General features: G+C 33.6%; 15 protein-coding genes. 14 read left to right on the forward strand and 1 reads right to left on the reverse strand.

The features are described 5' to 3' along the window. Window positions 1-25 precede the first annotated feature (25 nt). Window positions 26-970, forward strand: coding sequence for a tRNA dihydrouridine synthase (locus tag ACJJVO_RS08710; protein ID WP_405572943.1), 945 nt, complete (start codon window positions 26-28; stop codon window positions 968-970). Between the two features lie 334 nt (window positions 971-1,304). On the opposite strand, the gene ACJJVO_RS08715 is transcribed toward ACJJVO_RS08710, so the two are convergent. Next, window positions 1,305-1,595 carry a GIY-YIG nuclease family protein gene (locus tag ACJJVO_RS08715; RefSeq protein ID WP_405572945.1) on the reverse strand — a complete coding sequence of 97 codons (291 nt, stop codon included), beginning with the start codon at window positions 1,593-1,595 and terminating at the stop codon, window positions 1,305-1,307. Between the two features lie 420 nt (window positions 1,596-2,015). Here ACJJVO_RS08715 and ACJJVO_RS08720 point away from each other — a divergent pair, with 420 nt between their 5' ends. The 13 genes from ACJJVO_RS08720 (at window position 2,016) to ACJJVO_RS08780 (ending at window position 15,636) form a co-directional block, all read left to right on the forward strand. Next, on the forward strand, window positions 2,016-4,217 hold the full coding sequence (locus ACJJVO_RS08720; RefSeq protein ID WP_405572948.1) for a B12-binding domain-containing radical SAM protein: 2,202 nt from the start codon (window positions 2,016-2,018) through the stop codon (window positions 4,215-4,217). A 117-nt stretch (window positions 4,218-4,334) separates the two neighbouring features. Next, the gene (locus ACJJVO_RS08725; RefSeq protein ID WP_405572951.1) at window positions 4,335-4,895 is read left to right on the forward strand and encodes a hypothetical protein; all 561 of its coding nucleotides are present in this window, start codon (window positions 4,335-4,337) and stop codon (window positions 4,893-4,895) included. Beyond that, complete coding sequence (locus tag ACJJVO_RS08730) at window positions 4,892-5,335, forward strand: hypothetical protein (protein ID WP_405572954.1); 444 nt, start codon at window positions 4,892-4,894, stop codon at window positions 5,333-5,335. The genes ACJJVO_RS08725 and ACJJVO_RS08730 overlap by 4 nt, the downstream gene beginning before the upstream one ends. A 264-nt stretch (window positions 5,336-5,599) precedes the next feature. Next, window positions 5,600-8,572 carry a class I SAM-dependent DNA methyltransferase gene (locus tag ACJJVO_RS08735; RefSeq protein ID WP_405572956.1) on the forward strand — a complete coding sequence of 991 codons (2,973 nt, stop codon included), beginning with the start codon at window positions 5,600-5,602 and terminating at the stop codon, window positions 8,570-8,572. Further along, a complete protein-coding gene (locus tag ACJJVO_RS08740; protein WP_405572959.1) occupies window positions 8,572-9,255 on the forward strand; it encodes a hypothetical protein in 684 nt (227 codons plus the stop codon). Before ACJJVO_RS08735 ends, ACJJVO_RS08740 begins: the two co-directional genes overlap by 1 nt. 88 nt (window positions 9,256-9,343) lie before the next feature. Continuing rightward, window positions 9,344-11,188, forward strand: a complete 1,845-nt coding sequence (locus ACJJVO_RS08745; protein ID WP_405572962.1) for a cystathionine beta-synthase — start codon at window positions 9,344-9,346, stop codon at window positions 11,186-11,188. Window positions 11,189-11,899: 711 nt separating this feature from the next. Next, a complete protein-coding gene (locus tag ACJJVO_RS08750; RefSeq protein WP_179340008.1) occupies window positions 11,900-12,205 on the forward strand; it encodes a helix-turn-helix transcriptional regulator in 306 nt (101 codons plus the stop codon). A gap of 50 nt (window positions 12,206-12,255) precedes the next feature. Continuing rightward, the gene (locus ACJJVO_RS08755) at window positions 12,256-12,492 is read left to right on the forward strand and encodes a thioredoxin family protein (protein ID WP_405572964.1); all 237 of its coding nucleotides are present in this window, start codon (window positions 12,256-12,258) and stop codon (window positions 12,490-12,492) included. 11 nt (window positions 12,493-12,503) lie between these two features. Further along, complete coding sequence (locus ACJJVO_RS08760) at window positions 12,504-12,911, forward strand: OsmC family protein (protein WP_405572965.1); 408 nt, start codon at window positions 12,504-12,506, stop codon at window positions 12,909-12,911. Further along, window positions 12,904-13,878 carry a permease gene (locus ACJJVO_RS08765; protein ID WP_405572968.1) on the forward strand — a complete coding sequence of 325 codons (975 nt, stop codon included), beginning with the start codon at window positions 12,904-12,906 and terminating at the stop codon, window positions 13,876-13,878. Before ACJJVO_RS08760 ends, ACJJVO_RS08765 begins: the two co-directional genes overlap by 8 nt. Window positions 13,879-13,897: 19 nt before the next feature. Then, window positions 13,898-14,338, forward strand: coding sequence for a nitrophenyl compound nitroreductase subunit ArsF family protein (locus tag ACJJVO_RS08770; RefSeq protein ID WP_405572969.1), 441 nt, complete (start codon window positions 13,898-13,900; stop codon window positions 14,336-14,338). Continuing rightward, window positions 14,339-15,049 (forward strand): aromatic aminobenezylarsenical efflux permease ArsG family transporter, encoded by a 711-nt coding sequence (locus ACJJVO_RS08775; RefSeq protein ID WP_405572971.1) that lies wholly within the window; start codon window positions 14,339-14,341, stop codon window positions 15,047-15,049. Window positions 15,050-15,333: 284 nt separating this feature from the next. Then, the gene (locus ACJJVO_RS08780; protein WP_179339943.1) at window positions 15,334-15,636 is read left to right on the forward strand and encodes an immunity 53 family protein; all 303 of its coding nucleotides are present in this window, start codon (window positions 15,334-15,336) and stop codon (window positions 15,634-15,636) included. Window positions 15,637-15,646: the final 10 nt, after the last annotated feature.

Genomic DNA, 15,646 nt, shown 5'->3' on the forward strand with positions numbered 1-15,646 from the left:
AGTCAACTTAAACACCTAAAACGAAATGCCAATTACGCTGTTATCATCACCATTACAAGGGTTTACTGATTTCCGATTTCGGAATGCGTTTAACCACTATTTTGGTGGCATCGACACGTTTTATGCTCCTTACATTCGGTTTAATAATAAGTTGATTATTAAAAACTCTTATAAACTCGATTTACAGCTTGAAAACAATACAGAACTCGAAGTCATTCCACAAATTATGACCAACAGTGCTGATGAGTTTTTATTCGTAGTCGATTATATTCAGGAGTTAGGATACAAAGAGTTGAACTGGAATTTAGGTTGTCCTTATCCCATGGTGACGAATCGAGGGATGGGTTCTGGACTCATTTGCGATCCTGAAAAAATCAATCATATTTTAGAACGCGTACATAAAGAAACTGATATTACCGTTTCTATGAAAATGCGCATGGGTTACGAACATCCCGAAGAAATTTTAGACACTTTCCCTATTCTAGACGCTTATCCTCTTAAGAATATTGCCATTCATGCACGTATTGGCAAACAATTGTATAAAGGTGGTGTGAATCTTGAGGCTTTTCAAAAGTGTATAGAAAGCACCAAACACAAATTGTATTACAATGGTGACATTACATCTGTAGCTAAGCTGAAAGAAATGCAGGCACGTTTTCCAAGCATCGATCATTTTATGATTGGCAGAGGCTTAATCGCTGATCCGTTTTTACCAAGCATGATTAAAAACAACACGACAGACTATCCTGAAAATCGATGGGATATTTTTAGAGAATTCCATGATATCATTTATCAGCAATACGATGAAGCCTTATCTGGACCAACACCTATAAAAATGAAAATGCAAGGCTTTTGGGAATACTTTGCGCAGTCGTTTTCAGATCCACGGAAGACCTTTAAGAAAATTAAAAAGGCGAATAATCCAAGAGCTTATCAACAAGCGGTTGCTGAGATTTTGAAGAATGGGTAGGAATTAAAACCTCATCTTTATTTAAACCACAAACGTCAGTTCGAGTGTTTAGTTATTCGAAGTGGAACGAAGAATAAATAAATGTATCGAGAACCATCTGTACAACCAATGTTCTCGATACAATTTTATCGTGCCTCAAAAATCACTCTAACTGACGAAAGGATATAATTGAAATCCAAACCACTCAAACGAACCACCTACGTCAGTTCGAGTGTTTATTTATTTGAAGTGAAACGAAAAACGAATAAATGTATCGAGAACAATTCGTTTACAAAAAAGTTCTCGATACAATTTTTTTGAAGAAAAAAAATCACTCGAACTGACACATCAGTATTTATTTGAATTTCTTTTTTGCCAAATTAGGTAACTTCTCATATTCATCATTAATCAAAGCTTCCTTCTTTGCTCTCGACCACTTCTTTATTTGTTTCTCAGTTTCTATAGCAAGATTTATATCTGTAAATTCTGCATAAAATTTCAATTCTACAGGTCGTCTTTTGTAGGTATAGCTATCTTTGTGCGCTCCTGATTTATGCTCAAATAATCTTTTATTTAAATTACTCGTGATACCAGTGTAATAAGTATCATCTGCGCATTTTAAAATATAAATATAAGATTTTTTCATAGCTAAAGTTATGAATTTCAAAATGAACTGTCATCGTCAGTTCGAGTGTTTATTCATTTGAAGTGAAACGGAAAATGAATAAATGTATCGAGAACAGTATGTATACAACTAGGTTCTCGATACAATTTTCTCGTGCCTCAAAAATCACTCGAACTGACGGAAGGATATAATTGAAATCCAAACCACTCAAACGAACCACCTACGTCAGTTCGAGTGTTTATTTATTCGAAGTAGAACGAAGAATAAATAAATGTATCGAGAACAGGTTATATACTACTAAGGTTCTCGATACGATTCCGAAAAAACGGAATCACTCGAACTGACGATATTACTCCCATTAAAATTCAGAATACACAACGATATAACTTCTATATTTGCAATCATCAAATTCAAATTCGTTTTCAATTTCAACTTCAACCAGTGAAAGACCTCTTACTCATAACACCTCCATTTACCCAACTCAATACTCCGTATCCTGGAACGGCCTATCTTAAAGGCTTCCTGAATACCAAAGGTATTGGCGCATTTCAAATGGATTTAGGAATTGAAGTGATTTTAGAGTTGTTCAAAAAAGAAACCTTTGAAGAAATATTTCAATTGGCTTTTGAAAACGATCGTATTCAATCTGAAAACTGTGAACGTATTTATGCTTTAAAAGATCATTATTTAAAGTCTTTAGATGATATTATTTTATTTCTTCAAGGCAAAAATCAAACCTTTGCCAGACAGATTTGCACCACCAACTTTTTACCACAAGCTTCGCGTTTTGCGCAATTAGATGATATGGATTTTGCATTTGGTGCCATGGGAATGCAAGACAAAGCCAAACATTTAGCCACACTTTATATTGAGGATTTATCCGATTTCATCGTCGAATGTATTGATCCCGATTTTGGATTCAGTCGGTATGCGGAACGTTTAGGGCAAAGTGCCAACTCCTTTGATGAACTTTATGCGCAGCTTCAAGATGATGACACTTACATCGATCAAATCACATTAGAATTATTAGAGACTCGGATTAAAGATACCCAACCCAAACTCATTTGCTTTTCGGTACCGTTTCCTGGGAATTTATACAGTGCTTTTCGTTGTGCACAATTTATAAAAGCCAATTATCCTGAAATTAAAATCGCGATGGGTGGTGGATTTCCAAATACCGAATTACGGTCTGTAACAGACATTAGAGTTTTTGAATTTTTCGATTTTATCACTTTAGATGATGGCGAATTACCAATTGAGTTACTCTATGAAAACGTTTGTCATTCTGAGCCAAAGCGAAGAATCTCAGAAATGGAATACAAACGCACCTTTGTCCTAGAAAACGGAACCATCGTTTATAAAAACAACAGCAGCTCTCCAGATTACAAACAAGCCGATGTTGGCACTCCTGATTATTCAGATTTATTATTAGACCAATATATCTCTGTTATAGAAATTGCCAACCCAATGCACAGTTTATGGAGCGATGGCAGATGGAACAAACTCACCATGGCACATGGTTGTTATTGGGGAAAATGTACCTTTTGCGATATATCCTTAGACTATATAAAAATTTACGAACCTGTTGCTGCATCGCTTTTAGTCGATCGTATGGAAACGCTCATTGCACAAACTGGCGAAACCGGATTTCACTATGTCGATGAAGCCGCTCCTCCATCGTTGATGAAAGCTTTAGCGCTCGAAATCTTAAAACGAAACCTCAGCGTCACTTGGTGGACCAACATTAGATTCGAAAAAAACTTTACTCAAGATCTTTGTATTTTATTGAAAACCTCTGGTTGTATTGCCGTTTCTGGTGGATTGGAAGTCGCTTCAGATCGGTTGTTAAAACTCATTGATAAAGGAGTTACCGTGGAGCAAGTGGCGCAAGTGACTCGCAATTTTACCGAAGCGAATATTATGGTGCATTCGTACTTAATGTATGGTTATCCAACGCAAACGGTTCAAGAAACGATAGATAGTCTAGAAATGGTGCGTCAATTGTTTGAAGTTGGTGTATTGCAATCGGGCTTTTGGCATCAATTTGCTTTAACAGCACATAGTCCTGTGGGATTAAATCCTAGTGATTATGGGATTACACCCAATTATAAAAACATCAGTTTTGCCAATAATGATGTCGATTTCACAGACTCTACAGGCATTGACCATTCACAATTTAGTTACGGATTAAAGAAATCACTTTTTAATTTTATGCATGGTATTGGGTTTGATAGTCCTTTACAAGATTGGTTTGACTTTGATATTCCTGACACCGAAATCGATCCTGATTTTATATATAATTCCTTAGCACAAGAACCTGTTTTCAACATTAAACCGACTGCAAAAATTGTGTGGTTAGGCAGCATGCCTTTAGTGGCTGAATTTTCAAAAACTAAAAAAGGAACCACTAAAGATTTCTTAGAATTCACGTTTCATGATACGGCAGCTAGCTTTCAAATTACACTAGAAAAAGAAAAAGGGCTTTGGCTTTTAAATATTTTAGAAGACATCACTCCTCAACATAAATCACAATCGTTTAAGCAATTAAAAACCAGTTTTGAAACTCAATTTCAAGATTTTGAATTGTTTTGGTATGCTAAACCGATAAATGTTCTGCGTGATTCTGGTTTATTGGTGTTATAACGTTAAACTCTAAATTTCCACCCTACAATTTGTCGCTTAAAAATTTTCTTAGACCTTTGTAAAATCTAAGACTGAGTGATTAAAATCAGTCAAAGGCAAAACTTCAAAAATTTCTTAATGAGAAAACATAAAGCCATTCGATTTTTAATGGTCGCTACTGTTTTATTTACACAGGTTACCTTTTTAACCATGATTGTAAACGCGCATTACGAAACCAACGCAGCCATAATTATAGCCGCACTTGTTATTATACTTACCATCGTTTTTGGCTATCGCTACTTAGATTTACACCACGAAGATTATGCTTACGAAAAAATATCCGTCGTCATTTGGGTGCCAATAGGAGCCGTATTGTGTTACCTCTTAAATGTTCCTGGTGGTTTAGGCCCCATTTTAGCCATGGGCATTGTAGGAACATTAGCATCATTTTTACCATCTTTAAATAAAAAATCGAATTACTTAAAACAACTACCAGCAAGCATTTATTGTGGTGCTTTTGTTGGTATGTCTAGTGTAGAAACCAGTCCCTCCCTTGGTTTTGCGCTTGCTGCAGGCACACTTGCAGGACTGTTTTTTATGATGTCTAAAAACTTATTTCTTGGTGTTGGCGGAAAATTAGGCACCATGGCATTTGCAGGTGTCATCACAGCAACTCTAATGTATGCGTTATTAGTATGAATACATTCATCCTCATCATCACCGGAATTTTAGGCGCCACACTCACCCACTTTGTTAGCGAATACTTACGCCTTGGCGCTGTAAAAGCCTCTGCGTTATTATCGCTCATTGTTGGGTTATTTTTTTATGCCTTTCCTAACGTACTTAATGGCTATTTAACCGAACACCTCCCTATTGTATTTGTTGGCACCTCGTTTATTGGGATGGTCTCTGCTAAAACCTTGAAAAGTTACACCTTGCTTGCCATAGCAGGAGCACTATTTACTGGGATTTACATTACGAAAAGCCACGTCTTTGATGGTTATGGAGGTGCACTTGGCGCACTTGCTTTTATTGCTTTGGTTACTACTATGGGTTTTGCTTTTGTGGTATCGAATTCAAATAAGATTAGGCGTAAGATTGTTTTGGTTTGGGAGACGGTTTTTGGTTCTGGGGAATAGGTTTTGGGTTGATTTGTTTTTTTGAGAGATTCTGGACTTCTAATTTTGTGAGCTTAGTTTGAAAAGGTAAGTTTAAAATTGAGTTTGATATTTCAAGTAACCTACACGTCTATATACTTTTTTAGTATATATCAATGTATATATTCATAAATCGATTTTAAGATTTGTCTTGTTGAAAAATTTCACCGAACTTCGTTAGCGAATGCTCAATTATTAATTCAATTAATTGCATTTTTGTATATTAAGTAAATCACTTCAATAAAAATGAAATCAAAAGAATACATTAGCGGATTATCTCAACTTGAGATGCGTGATGCTGAAGGACATTCTTATGGATTAATTCATATTGACGAACTTGAAAATCCAGAAATTAATTTCTATCAAAAATTATCTCTCGAAAAAGCAAAAAAAGCAGGAGCAAATGCTGTATATTTTCGAAATTTTCCTGATTCGAATAGATCTTCTAAACCACAACTATATATTTTTGACTTTACGTCAGAAGAACAAGACATTGTAGAAATTCATAAAAATGTTTGGAGTAGCACTGAAGTACGATTATATCTTATAATAACTAAATCTGAAATTAAATTTTTCAATTCTTCTAAACCGGTTAAGGTTACAGAAAGAGGGAATTTACATATTTCTCCTTTTGAAACTTTAAAAATTGCAGGTGAGGCGATAAAAAAGTATAAAGAATATTCAGGAAAAAAATTCGATAATGGCTCTTTTTGGGAAGAAACTGAGTATGACTTTGGATATAGTGAAACTGCTTACGAAAAACTAATTTCTCAACTTAAAATTACAAGAAATCAATTTCTTGAAACAATAGAACTTGATAAGATTATTGCAAGTAAACTTCTTGTTTTAGGTATTTTAATAAAATACCTAGAAGAAAGAGTAGATATCGATGAAGATGGAAACGAAACAAGAGTTTTTGCTCCTGATTTTTTTAATCAAGAAAAATTTGGGTACTCTGCTAATTTTACAGAAACCATAAGAAAAGGAAATAAATTCACTCTTAACCTATTTGAATATCTCAGCAATCATTTTAATGGAAAGATATTTTATTTATCTGATGAATATCAGGAACAGATAAAAGAGATGGACTTATCGCCATTAGCTGATTTCTTATCTGGAATGTTAGACAACAATCAGTTTGTTTTTTGGAGATTATATTCATTTAATCACCTTCCTATTGAGCTAATAAGTAGTATTTACGAAATGTTTTTAGAAGCTGACAATAGTACAGGAGTTGCCTATACACCTTCTTATTTGGTTAGTTTTATGATTGATGAGTGTATGCCTATCAATCAACCAAAAGAGAATTTTAAAATATTAGATCCAGCCTGTGGCTCAGGAATTTTCTTAGTTTCTGCCTATAAGCGAATTATTGATTGGTGGAGAGTTTCAAATTATGATAAAACAGGGGAGTGGATTTTACCTGGTAAAGAAAATTTAGATGAGTTAAAAAAATTATTAAAAGAAAGCATCTATGGTATTGACATTGCGAATGAAGCTGTTGATTTAGCCATTTTTAGTTTGAGTTTAACTCTATGTGATATTTTATCACCCAAAGTTATATGGGAAAACCTGCGTTTTGATAATTTAAATAATAATGTAGTAGGTTCAGATTTTTTTGATTGGTATCCTGAAAATAAAGAAAGAAAGTTTGATTTAGTTATAGGAAATCCTCCCTTTATAGAATACGGGATGAAAGAACCTAAAATAAATAGCTTGATTTCTGGGTTGCACTTGAAAGAGCAAGTTCCCAATAATCAAAGTGCATTATTATTCGCCATACTTGGTATGCACCTTGTGAAAAAAGGGAAGGGATTACTTTCCTTTATTTTGCCTTCAGGCCCAATGTTGTATAATAATTCATCAAAACCTATAAATTTCAGAAAGTGGTTATTTAGTGAATATAATATTCCCCAAATAATAGATTTCACTTACTTAAGTAATACCCTATTTAAAAATAAAGGAAACGAGAAAAACGTTGCTGTATCTACATTTTTTATTGAAAATAAAATGCCCGATAAAAACCCCATTTATCATGTAACTGTTAAGAAATTAAAAACAGCTAAAGAGCGTCAATATTTTGAAATCGACCACTATGATTTTCATAAAATAAACAAAAACAGTGTAATAGACAACCCTTTCGTTTGGAAAGCTAATTTATTGGGAGGTGGAAGATTAGTTCAATTAATAGAAAGGCTTAGTAGTTTCAAAACTCTACAAAGCTTCTTAAAAGATAAAAAAAATCAAGGTTGGGTATATGGTGATGGAATAATAGAAGGGAAAAAATTAGACACTGAAGTAACTCAAAAAGATTTAGAGGAAAAAAAATATAAAATTGCTGAATTCCTAACGAATAAAGACATTTTTGACCCTTCCGATTTTGATGAAAATGGTATACACAGAACATATATTTGTGAAAGAAAATATTTTCAAAGGAGTAGAAATACGAAAATAGAAATATTTAAAAAAAATCATTTACTTATAAAGAAAAATATAGGTTATAAATCAATCCCTTGTATTTTATTAGACCATGATATGGTTTTTAAAAATGAAGTTATTGGAATTCACGCTCCACCTACTGATGTAAAAGAATTAGAGAACGTTTTTATGCGTATTAAAAACAATTCGCTTTACAGATTTTATATTTTAGTTACCAGTGCAAGAAGCGGAGTGAGTCGTTCAACAAAAACAACATTACAGAAAGATATTTTAGGTATTCCTTTTCCTCAAAGTGCAAAAGACATTGAATTAACCAAATTTGATAAAATTCTAGTCAACGATACTTTAGAATATAGTTTAGACTTCCTAGGTAAAGACACCAATGTTAAAGTATTAAAAGCCGTAACTAAAGAAGAACTAAATAAATTCGGAAAAATATTCAGTGAGGTTTTAAATTCATTATTTGAAATAGAATCAAAAAAATATTCTCAAAAGAGTATTCATCAAACACAATCTTTTACTTGCTTGATATTCGAATATGGCAATGAAAAAAATACAGTTTCCATACCACTAAAAACTGAAATTGAGATTGAGAATCATATCACAGAACTAGTTTATAATAAATTTGGAACTAGTTATAGAATAAATAGAGTTGTCAAAATTTATGATGGTGATTTAATTTACTTAATTAAACCTAAGGAATTAAGATATTGGCTACAATCCATTGCTTTAAGAGATGCTGATGAAACTATTGTTGATCTATATAATGCTGGATATTAATGTTAAAAGACAATCATAACTCAATTTCGAATATCCCTAATCCTTCCATAAAGAAAGGTTCAATACACACGAAATTAATTGAATTTATAGAAGCGACATTATATAAATTTCAAAATCAATTTAAAGGAGAAATAAATACTTCAGAAGAAGTTTTAAATGAACACTTGGGTAAAACATTTAGTTATTACTCAAAAACACATCCATTTATTTTTCAAGCGGAAACTATACAAAAGCAAAAAAAAGGTCAAAATCGCAAAGTGGATATTGGAGTTTTCAAACATTATGCAGATCATAATCCTTTCTTTACCATTGAGGCAAAAAGATTATCTAATTCAATCCGAAATAATAGAAAGAAAGAATATGTCGTAGGAGATGACCCAACTAAATTTACAGGAGGCATCGAAAGGTTTAAACACAATCTTCATGGCGTAAATTTATCTAATAGTGCTATAATTGGTTACGTTCAAAATGAAGATTTAAAATTTTGGTATAAATCAGTAAATGAATGGATTCTGGAATTGATACTTGGCAAAATTAAATCTCCTCTAAAATGGAATTTCAATGATGCATTATATAATACTTGCAATTTCGCAGATTTGAGGTGCGCTAAATTCAACTCGGAAAGTGAAAAAATTGACAAAACTCGAATTTCCTTAAGTCACTACTTTGTCAATTTGTGCTAGCTATCAATATACCATATCAAAACGTCATGTTAAACCTTCTTCATCCATCCAATTAATCCATATTTTTGCATATTGAAAATTGAGAATCATGCAAGACCATAAAACCCTAAATTACATAAAAGACGTTCTAAGCAACATGCCTGCAGACTGGTTAAATCTAACCACGCATCGTTTAGATATTTACAACGAGAAATTAGCTAAAACACAGTTTTTAGATACGTTTGAGAACCTATATAAAAACAATAATTCAGAACCGTCAGCATTAAGTGAATTACCAACCGCTTACGATTATATTCGTTTAGGGCATCCCTTATCTTGTATTCTAGAATGGGGAATTGCGAATTTGAATCACATTAATGCGGATAACGTGATTAGTTTTTCGTCACAAACGGTGCCTGTGTTGTCTATTTTAAGAACTAATTTATTAGAGGATAAAAAGACCCAAATTGTATATACAGGAGACCTTCCAGAATTTTTCGATGCTGAGATCATCAAGGAGGTTTATGGTTATCATTTCGATGTCATAAAAGTGGATAGTGCAGATGCTATTTTAGAGTTTAAAGGCAGTACTGTTTTTATCTCGCAGCAAGAGGACATTTCACATCTTGAGGACAATGTAAATATTGATTTTTATATCAATCTTCATGGACACCTTGGAAGTGTACTCATAGTGAATGGCAGTCACAATGATTATTATATTTCAGATATTCAGCATGTGAGACGTCGTGAAACGATTGCTATGACTCCATCGAATTGTTTAGTGGCTTTAAAAGCCTTAACTGAACATACTGCAATTACCAATTTAGACCATCATTTTGAAGCCAATAAAGCAAGTGTTTTAAACTCTATTAAGGAGATTAATGGTACAACGTCTCAGCCTTTAGTCGGTTCTAGCGGATTGTCGGTTCAGTATGCTATTATGATGGGCTTGGTGGACTATGCCTTAGAACACCATAAAGGCAAAGCGATTAAATTTGTGGTCCCACCAAATTGTTATGGAGGCACCAATGACCAAGCCCGACGTGTGGCTGCCTGTTTAGAGAATGTGGAAGTGGTAGATTTACCTGTAGATGGTGATAATGATATGGTGCAAAGTATCCATACCGTTTTAGATAAAATTGCGCACGAGGACGCGATTCCTTATATCATAGCAGAAATCCCAACCAATCCACGTGTTGAAGTTCCGGATTTACAAAAATTAAAAGACGCTTTGACCGAAGAACGTAAAACAGCTTCTGGCGACATCGCGATAGATCCTGTGTTTATATTAGACCAAACGTTTTGTCCTAATGTGCACTTTTTAGGGGAAGGTGAAATACTATCTACAATGCGTACGATTTCTTATGCTAGTGGTTCTAAATTCCCAAGTGGTGGAAAATGTACAGCGGGTTATATTGTAGGAAATGCTAAAGTAGATGCTTTAATGAGTAAAATAGCATTGCATTTGACGCTTTGCGATAACGAGGCGACTGCGCTTCAATACGAGATATTGGCTAAGCAATTACCATCCATGAATCAACGAATTGCAGAGGCGTATAAAAACACACGTGAGTTTGTAACTTTTATTCATGACACCTTACCAGAAGCGAAAATCAATTTTGTATCTGAAGAATTAGCTGCTCAAGGGTTTACACCATCGGTGTTTTCATTAGACTTGCCAACAAAAGGCAATACACCTGAAGAGAAGGAAGCCTATAAACGAAAATTAAATCATAGATTAATCAATTTAATGATTACCGAAATCCCTAACGAAAGCAAGTATTGTGTGAGTTACGGACAATTAAAAGGCTGTTATTGGACGATTCCGGCAACCTCAACGCAAGGCACCACCAAAGAAGGAGATAAAGATTATATTGCACGTGTGTCCTTATCACCAGATATGGATTTAGAAAAGCATAAAGCGGTGTTTTTGGAATTTGTTTCTGAGATTTAGGAATCACTGAACCTATCCTAGCACGTCAGTTCGAGTGTTTATTAATTCGAAGTGCAACGACGAATAAATAAATGTATCGAGAACCATTGGGTATACTAAAGGTTCTCGATACAATTTTTCGAAAAGGACAAATCACTCGAACTGACGGAAGCACGAAATAAAGAACAAAAATTACTAAACACACTACAATCGTCAGTTCGAGTGTTTAGTTATTCAAAGTGCAACGACGAATAAATAAATGTATCGAGAACCATTGGGTATACTAAAGGTTCTCGATACAATTTTTCAAAAAAGAAAAATTACTCGAACTGACTTACGTATTAAATAAAGAATAAAAATTACTAAACACACCACAATCGTCAGTTCGAGTGTTTAGTTATTCAAAGTGCAACGACGAATAAATAAATGTATCGAGAACCGTTTAGTTTACTAAAGATTCTCGATACTATTTTTCTAAAAGGAAAAATCACTCGAACTGACGGAAAGGTAAATAATTCATTAGTTGTTATTCATAACGAGGCGCGAGTGAAAAATCTCAGCACTCTTTGTTGGTTGAGATTCTTCGCTTTGCTCTGAAAGAAAAATGAATCACTCGAACTGACGTTTCAACTTAAAAGACACTTTCCCCTTAAAATATATCCAAAAATTAAACTAATGTGACAAATGTCACATTTTAACCCAAAAACCAATCGTAAATTTGCGATAAGAGATATGAAAAGAAGTTTAGAAACTATAGAATATAAAGAAAATACCGAAGCCTTAGCAAAATTTGCTAAAGCCTTAGGCCATCCAACACGTATTGCCATATTGAAACATCTCGAAAGTCAATCGTGCTGTTTTACAGGAGATTTGGTTGATGTATTTCCGTTGGCACAATCTACAGTATCTCAGCATTTAAAGGAATTGAAAAATGCGGGATTAATTCAAGGAGAATTAAAACCACCAAAAATAAAGTACTGTATTAATCAAGACAACTGGAAGATTGCAAAATCATTATTTCAAGATTTTTTTGATTGATATTTTTTTAACAATCAATCGCCTATTGGCGATAAACAAATAATTGTATTATGAGTAAAGTAATTAAAATATTAGGAACTGGATGCCCAAAATGTAAATCGATGACCAATGTGGTTAAAGACGTGGTTTTAGAAAACAACATCGATGCTACTATTGATAAAGTTGAGGACATCATGGAAATTATGAAATTCAATGTAATGACCACACCTGCTTTGGTTATCGATGATGTAATTACCATAAAAGGTAGAGTGCCTTCAAAAGACGAGGTATTGAAACTTTTAAATTAAAATGAACGGTTATGAATTATCAAATCAAAGCCTCTTCACTTTCTAATGAAGATGCTAGTATTCATATCAAAACATCACACATAGATTTTGGAACGACTTCAAAAACGGCTGACGTTTTACCCAATCCTGCAGAATTATTCTTAGGCTCATTTGCAGCTTGTATGCTAAAAAATGTAGAACGTTTTTCTACAATGATGAAATTTAGCTACACCAAAACAACACTTAATGTTAGTGCAACTCGTTTAGAAAATCCGCCACGGATGGAAAACATCAGTTACGATTTAACCATCTATACCAATGACGACAAATTGAATGTCGGTTTATTAAAAAAGAACATTGAAAAATTTGGTACCATTTACAATACCATCAAATTAGCTTGTTCTATTTCTGGCACTATTAAAACACAAAAAGATGTTTGATTGGTTACAACATTTTGCAGATTGGTTCATCTATTCCGTCTTAGGTATTGGTGCCGAAACCCATTTGGGAGTTGCCCTCAACTTTTTTGTGTACGACACGCTTAAAATTCTGATTCTGCTTTTCGTTATCGTTTTTATCATGGGTATTGTGAATGCTTATTTTCCCATTGAACGCCTTAAAGATTACCTGAACAGAAAAAAACTTTACGGTTTAGAATATTTCTTTTCTTCTATTTTTGGAGCGATTACACCCTTTTGTTCCTGCTCTTCTGTACCGTTGTTTATAGGTTTTGTACAAGGAGGCATTCCTTTAGGTGTTACCTTTTCGTTTTTAATCACCTCACCTTTAGTCAATGAAGTGGCTGTCGCCATGTTTATTGGTATGTTTGGTGTAAAAGCCACATTAATTTATGTAGTTTCAGGAATTTTATTAGGTACTATTGGTGGTTGGCTTCTCGGTAAATTTAACCTTGAACCTTTACTTTCAGATTGGGTAAAACAGATTCTCGAAAACAAAATGCAACAAGCCAAATTTCAAGAAGAACATAGAACGTTTTACCAACGCTTACCAGAAATTACAAACGGAGCTTGGGATATTGTAAAGAACGTTCTACTATATGTCATTATTGGTATTGCTATTGGTGCAGCTATGCATGGCTATGTTCCAGAAAACTTTTTTAGTGCGTATTTAGGAGGAGGCGAATGGTGGACGGTTCCGCTTGCAGTAATAGTTGCCGTACCAATGTATGCTAACGCAGCAGGTATTGTGCCTGTGATTCAAGTATTTGTTGCTAAAGGAGTGCCTTTAGGTACAGCCATCGCTTTTATGATGGCAACCGTAGGTTTATCGATTCCTGAAGCCACTTTGCTAAAAAAAGTAATGTCCTTAAAATTGATAGCCATATTCTTTAGTGTCATTACGCTCTGTATTATACTTTCAGGCTATGTCTTCAACATCTTATTATAAACTATAAATCAATATACAAATGCAACAAACAATTAAAATATTAATAGTTCTAACAGTAGGTTTACTGCTAACAGCGTGCAATGGCAAAAACAAAAGTGAGGCACAGAATTTAGATCAATCTATAAGTAAAATAGAGGTTATGGACTTCCACTCTACACATCGTTGTATGACGTGCAATGCCATTGAAGCCAACACAAAATTTACGTTAGACACTTATTTCTCAGATGAAATGAAAGCTGATAAAATTACGTTTCAAGTCATTAATGTTGATGAAAAAGAAAACGAACAAATCGCAGAAAAATTTGAAGCTTCAGGTACAGCGTTAATCTTAAACGTGATTAAAAATGGAAAAGAATCCAAAATAGATTTAACCGAATTTGCATTTATGAACGGAAATGATCAAGATGTATTTTCTAAAGAACTAAAATCTAAAATTGACACCCAATTAAAAACGCTCTAGATGGAATATCTAAAATCACTTTTAGAGATTTACAATATTCCTATTTTATCAGCCTTTATACTCGGACTAATGACAGCCATTAGTCCGTGTCCTTTGGCAACTAATATTACAGCAACCGCATTTATCTCTAAAAATATTTCGAGTAAAAGAAAGGTTTTATTGAGTGGATTATTATATGCTGCAGGAAGAGGTTTTAGTTATACTGCCATTGGATTAATCTTATATTTTGGAGCAAGCAAGTTTCATATTGCACGTTTTTTTAATCAGAATGGCGAAAAATATTTAGGGCCATTATTAATTATAATTGGTTTAATAATGTTAAATATTATCAGACTCAATTTTTTAGGAACCTCTAATTTTCAAGAACGCCTTTCCGAAAAATTTAAAGACAAAGGTTTATTAGGTTCATTTTTAATTGGTGTTGTTTTTGCGTTAGCGTTTTGCCCATATAGTGGAGCTTTATTTTTCGGAATGCTTATTCCGATGAGTATAGCGTCTGCAGACGGCCTTTATTTACCCATAATATTTGCCTTTGGGACAGGATTACCAGTGATTTTATTCACTTATTTACTAGCCTTTACGGCAGGAAAAATTGGTGTGTTTTATAACAGAATTACCAAAATTGAAAAAGTAATGCGAACCATTGCAGGTATTGTATTTATCATTACAGGATTATATTATCTTGCTATTTTTACAGGATTATTAAAATAAACACTTCCTAATAGATTTATACGTTCAACTTCTACACAAGACGACGCTAAATCAAGAGATAAAGATTATCTTGCAAGCCTTGGGTTGTACATTTAACGTGGATATTAAAAAGTAATAATTTAACCCAGAACATCAGTCCAAGTGTTTAGTAATTCGGATTGAAATGAAGACTAAATAAATGTATCTAGAATAATCAAAAGGTTCTCGATACGGTTTTTCTAAAAGGAAAAATCACTCGAACTGACGCAAGAATAACAAATCAAATTCAATACCTTATAACACAAATGGAAATATTAGAATGGATACAAAATTGGCTTAAAGACAATGCCGATGGAGAATGGGAAAAAGGTGATGCCATTCAAATTACCACTATAGATAGTCCGTTAGGTTGGGATGTTGAAATTGATATTTCAAAAACATCTATTGCTAATCTCGATATCAAATGGATTCTCAATGAAAACGGGAAACAAGATTGGTATGGTGTGAAAATTCAAAACCAACGGTTTAGAGCTGCTGGTGATGCTAGCAAATTGACCTATTTACTTAATTTGTTTAGAGAAATGATTGATAAAATTGAGAATGAGTAATAATAATAAT

This window comes from Winogradskyella sp. Asnod2-B02-A, assembly GCF_045063645.1.
Classification (GTDB): Bacteria; Bacteroidota; Bacteroidia; order Flavobacteriales; family Flavobacteriaceae; genus Winogradskyella.

Excerpts from the sequence above, each read along its gene's own strand:
- ACJJVO_RS08745 (WP_405572962.1), top strand. The coding sequence starts at position 9,344 with ATGCAAGACCATAAAACCCTAAATTACATAAAAGACGTTCTAAGCAAC.
- ACJJVO_RS08770 (WP_405572969.1), top strand. The coding sequence starts at position 13,898 with ATGCAACAAACAATTAAAATATTAATAGTTCTAACAGTAGGTTTACTG.
- ACJJVO_RS08740 (WP_405572959.1), top strand. The coding sequence starts at position 8,572 with ATGTTAAAAGACAATCATAACTCAATTTCGAATATCCCTAATCCTTCC.
- ACJJVO_RS08715 (WP_405572945.1), bottom strand. The coding sequence starts at position 1,595 with ATGAAAAAATCTTATATTTATATTTTAAAATGCGCAGATGATACTTAT.
- ACJJVO_RS08755 (WP_405572964.1), top strand. The coding sequence starts at position 12,256 with ATGAGTAAAGTAATTAAAATATTAGGAACTGGATGCCCAAAATGTAAA.
- ACJJVO_RS08710 (WP_405572943.1), top strand. The coding sequence starts at position 26 with ATGCCAATTACGCTGTTATCATCACCATTACAAGGGTTTACTGATTTC.
- ACJJVO_RS08730 (WP_405572954.1), top strand. The coding sequence starts at position 4,892 with ATGAATACATTCATCCTCATCATCACCGGAATTTTAGGCGCCACACTC.
- ACJJVO_RS08760 (WP_405572965.1), top strand. The coding sequence starts at position 12,504 with ATGAATTATCAAATCAAAGCCTCTTCACTTTCTAATGAAGATGCTAGT.
- ACJJVO_RS08775 (WP_405572971.1), top strand. The coding sequence starts at position 14,339 with ATGGAATATCTAAAATCACTTTTAGAGATTTACAATATTCCTATTTTA.
- ACJJVO_RS08750 (WP_179340008.1), top strand. The coding sequence starts at position 11,900 with ATGAAAAGAAGTTTAGAAACTATAGAATATAAAGAAAATACCGAAGCC.
- ACJJVO_RS08735 (WP_405572956.1), top strand. The coding sequence starts at position 5,600 with ATGAAATCAAAAGAATACATTAGCGGATTATCTCAACTTGAGATGCGT.
- ACJJVO_RS08765 (WP_405572968.1), top strand. The coding sequence starts at position 12,904 with ATGTTTGATTGGTTACAACATTTTGCAGATTGGTTCATCTATTCCGTC.
- ACJJVO_RS08725 (WP_405572951.1), top strand. The coding sequence starts at position 4,335 with ATGAGAAAACATAAAGCCATTCGATTTTTAATGGTCGCTACTGTTTTA.
- ACJJVO_RS08780 (WP_179339943.1), top strand. The coding sequence starts at position 15,334 with ATGGAAATATTAGAATGGATACAAAATTGGCTTAAAGACAATGCCGAT.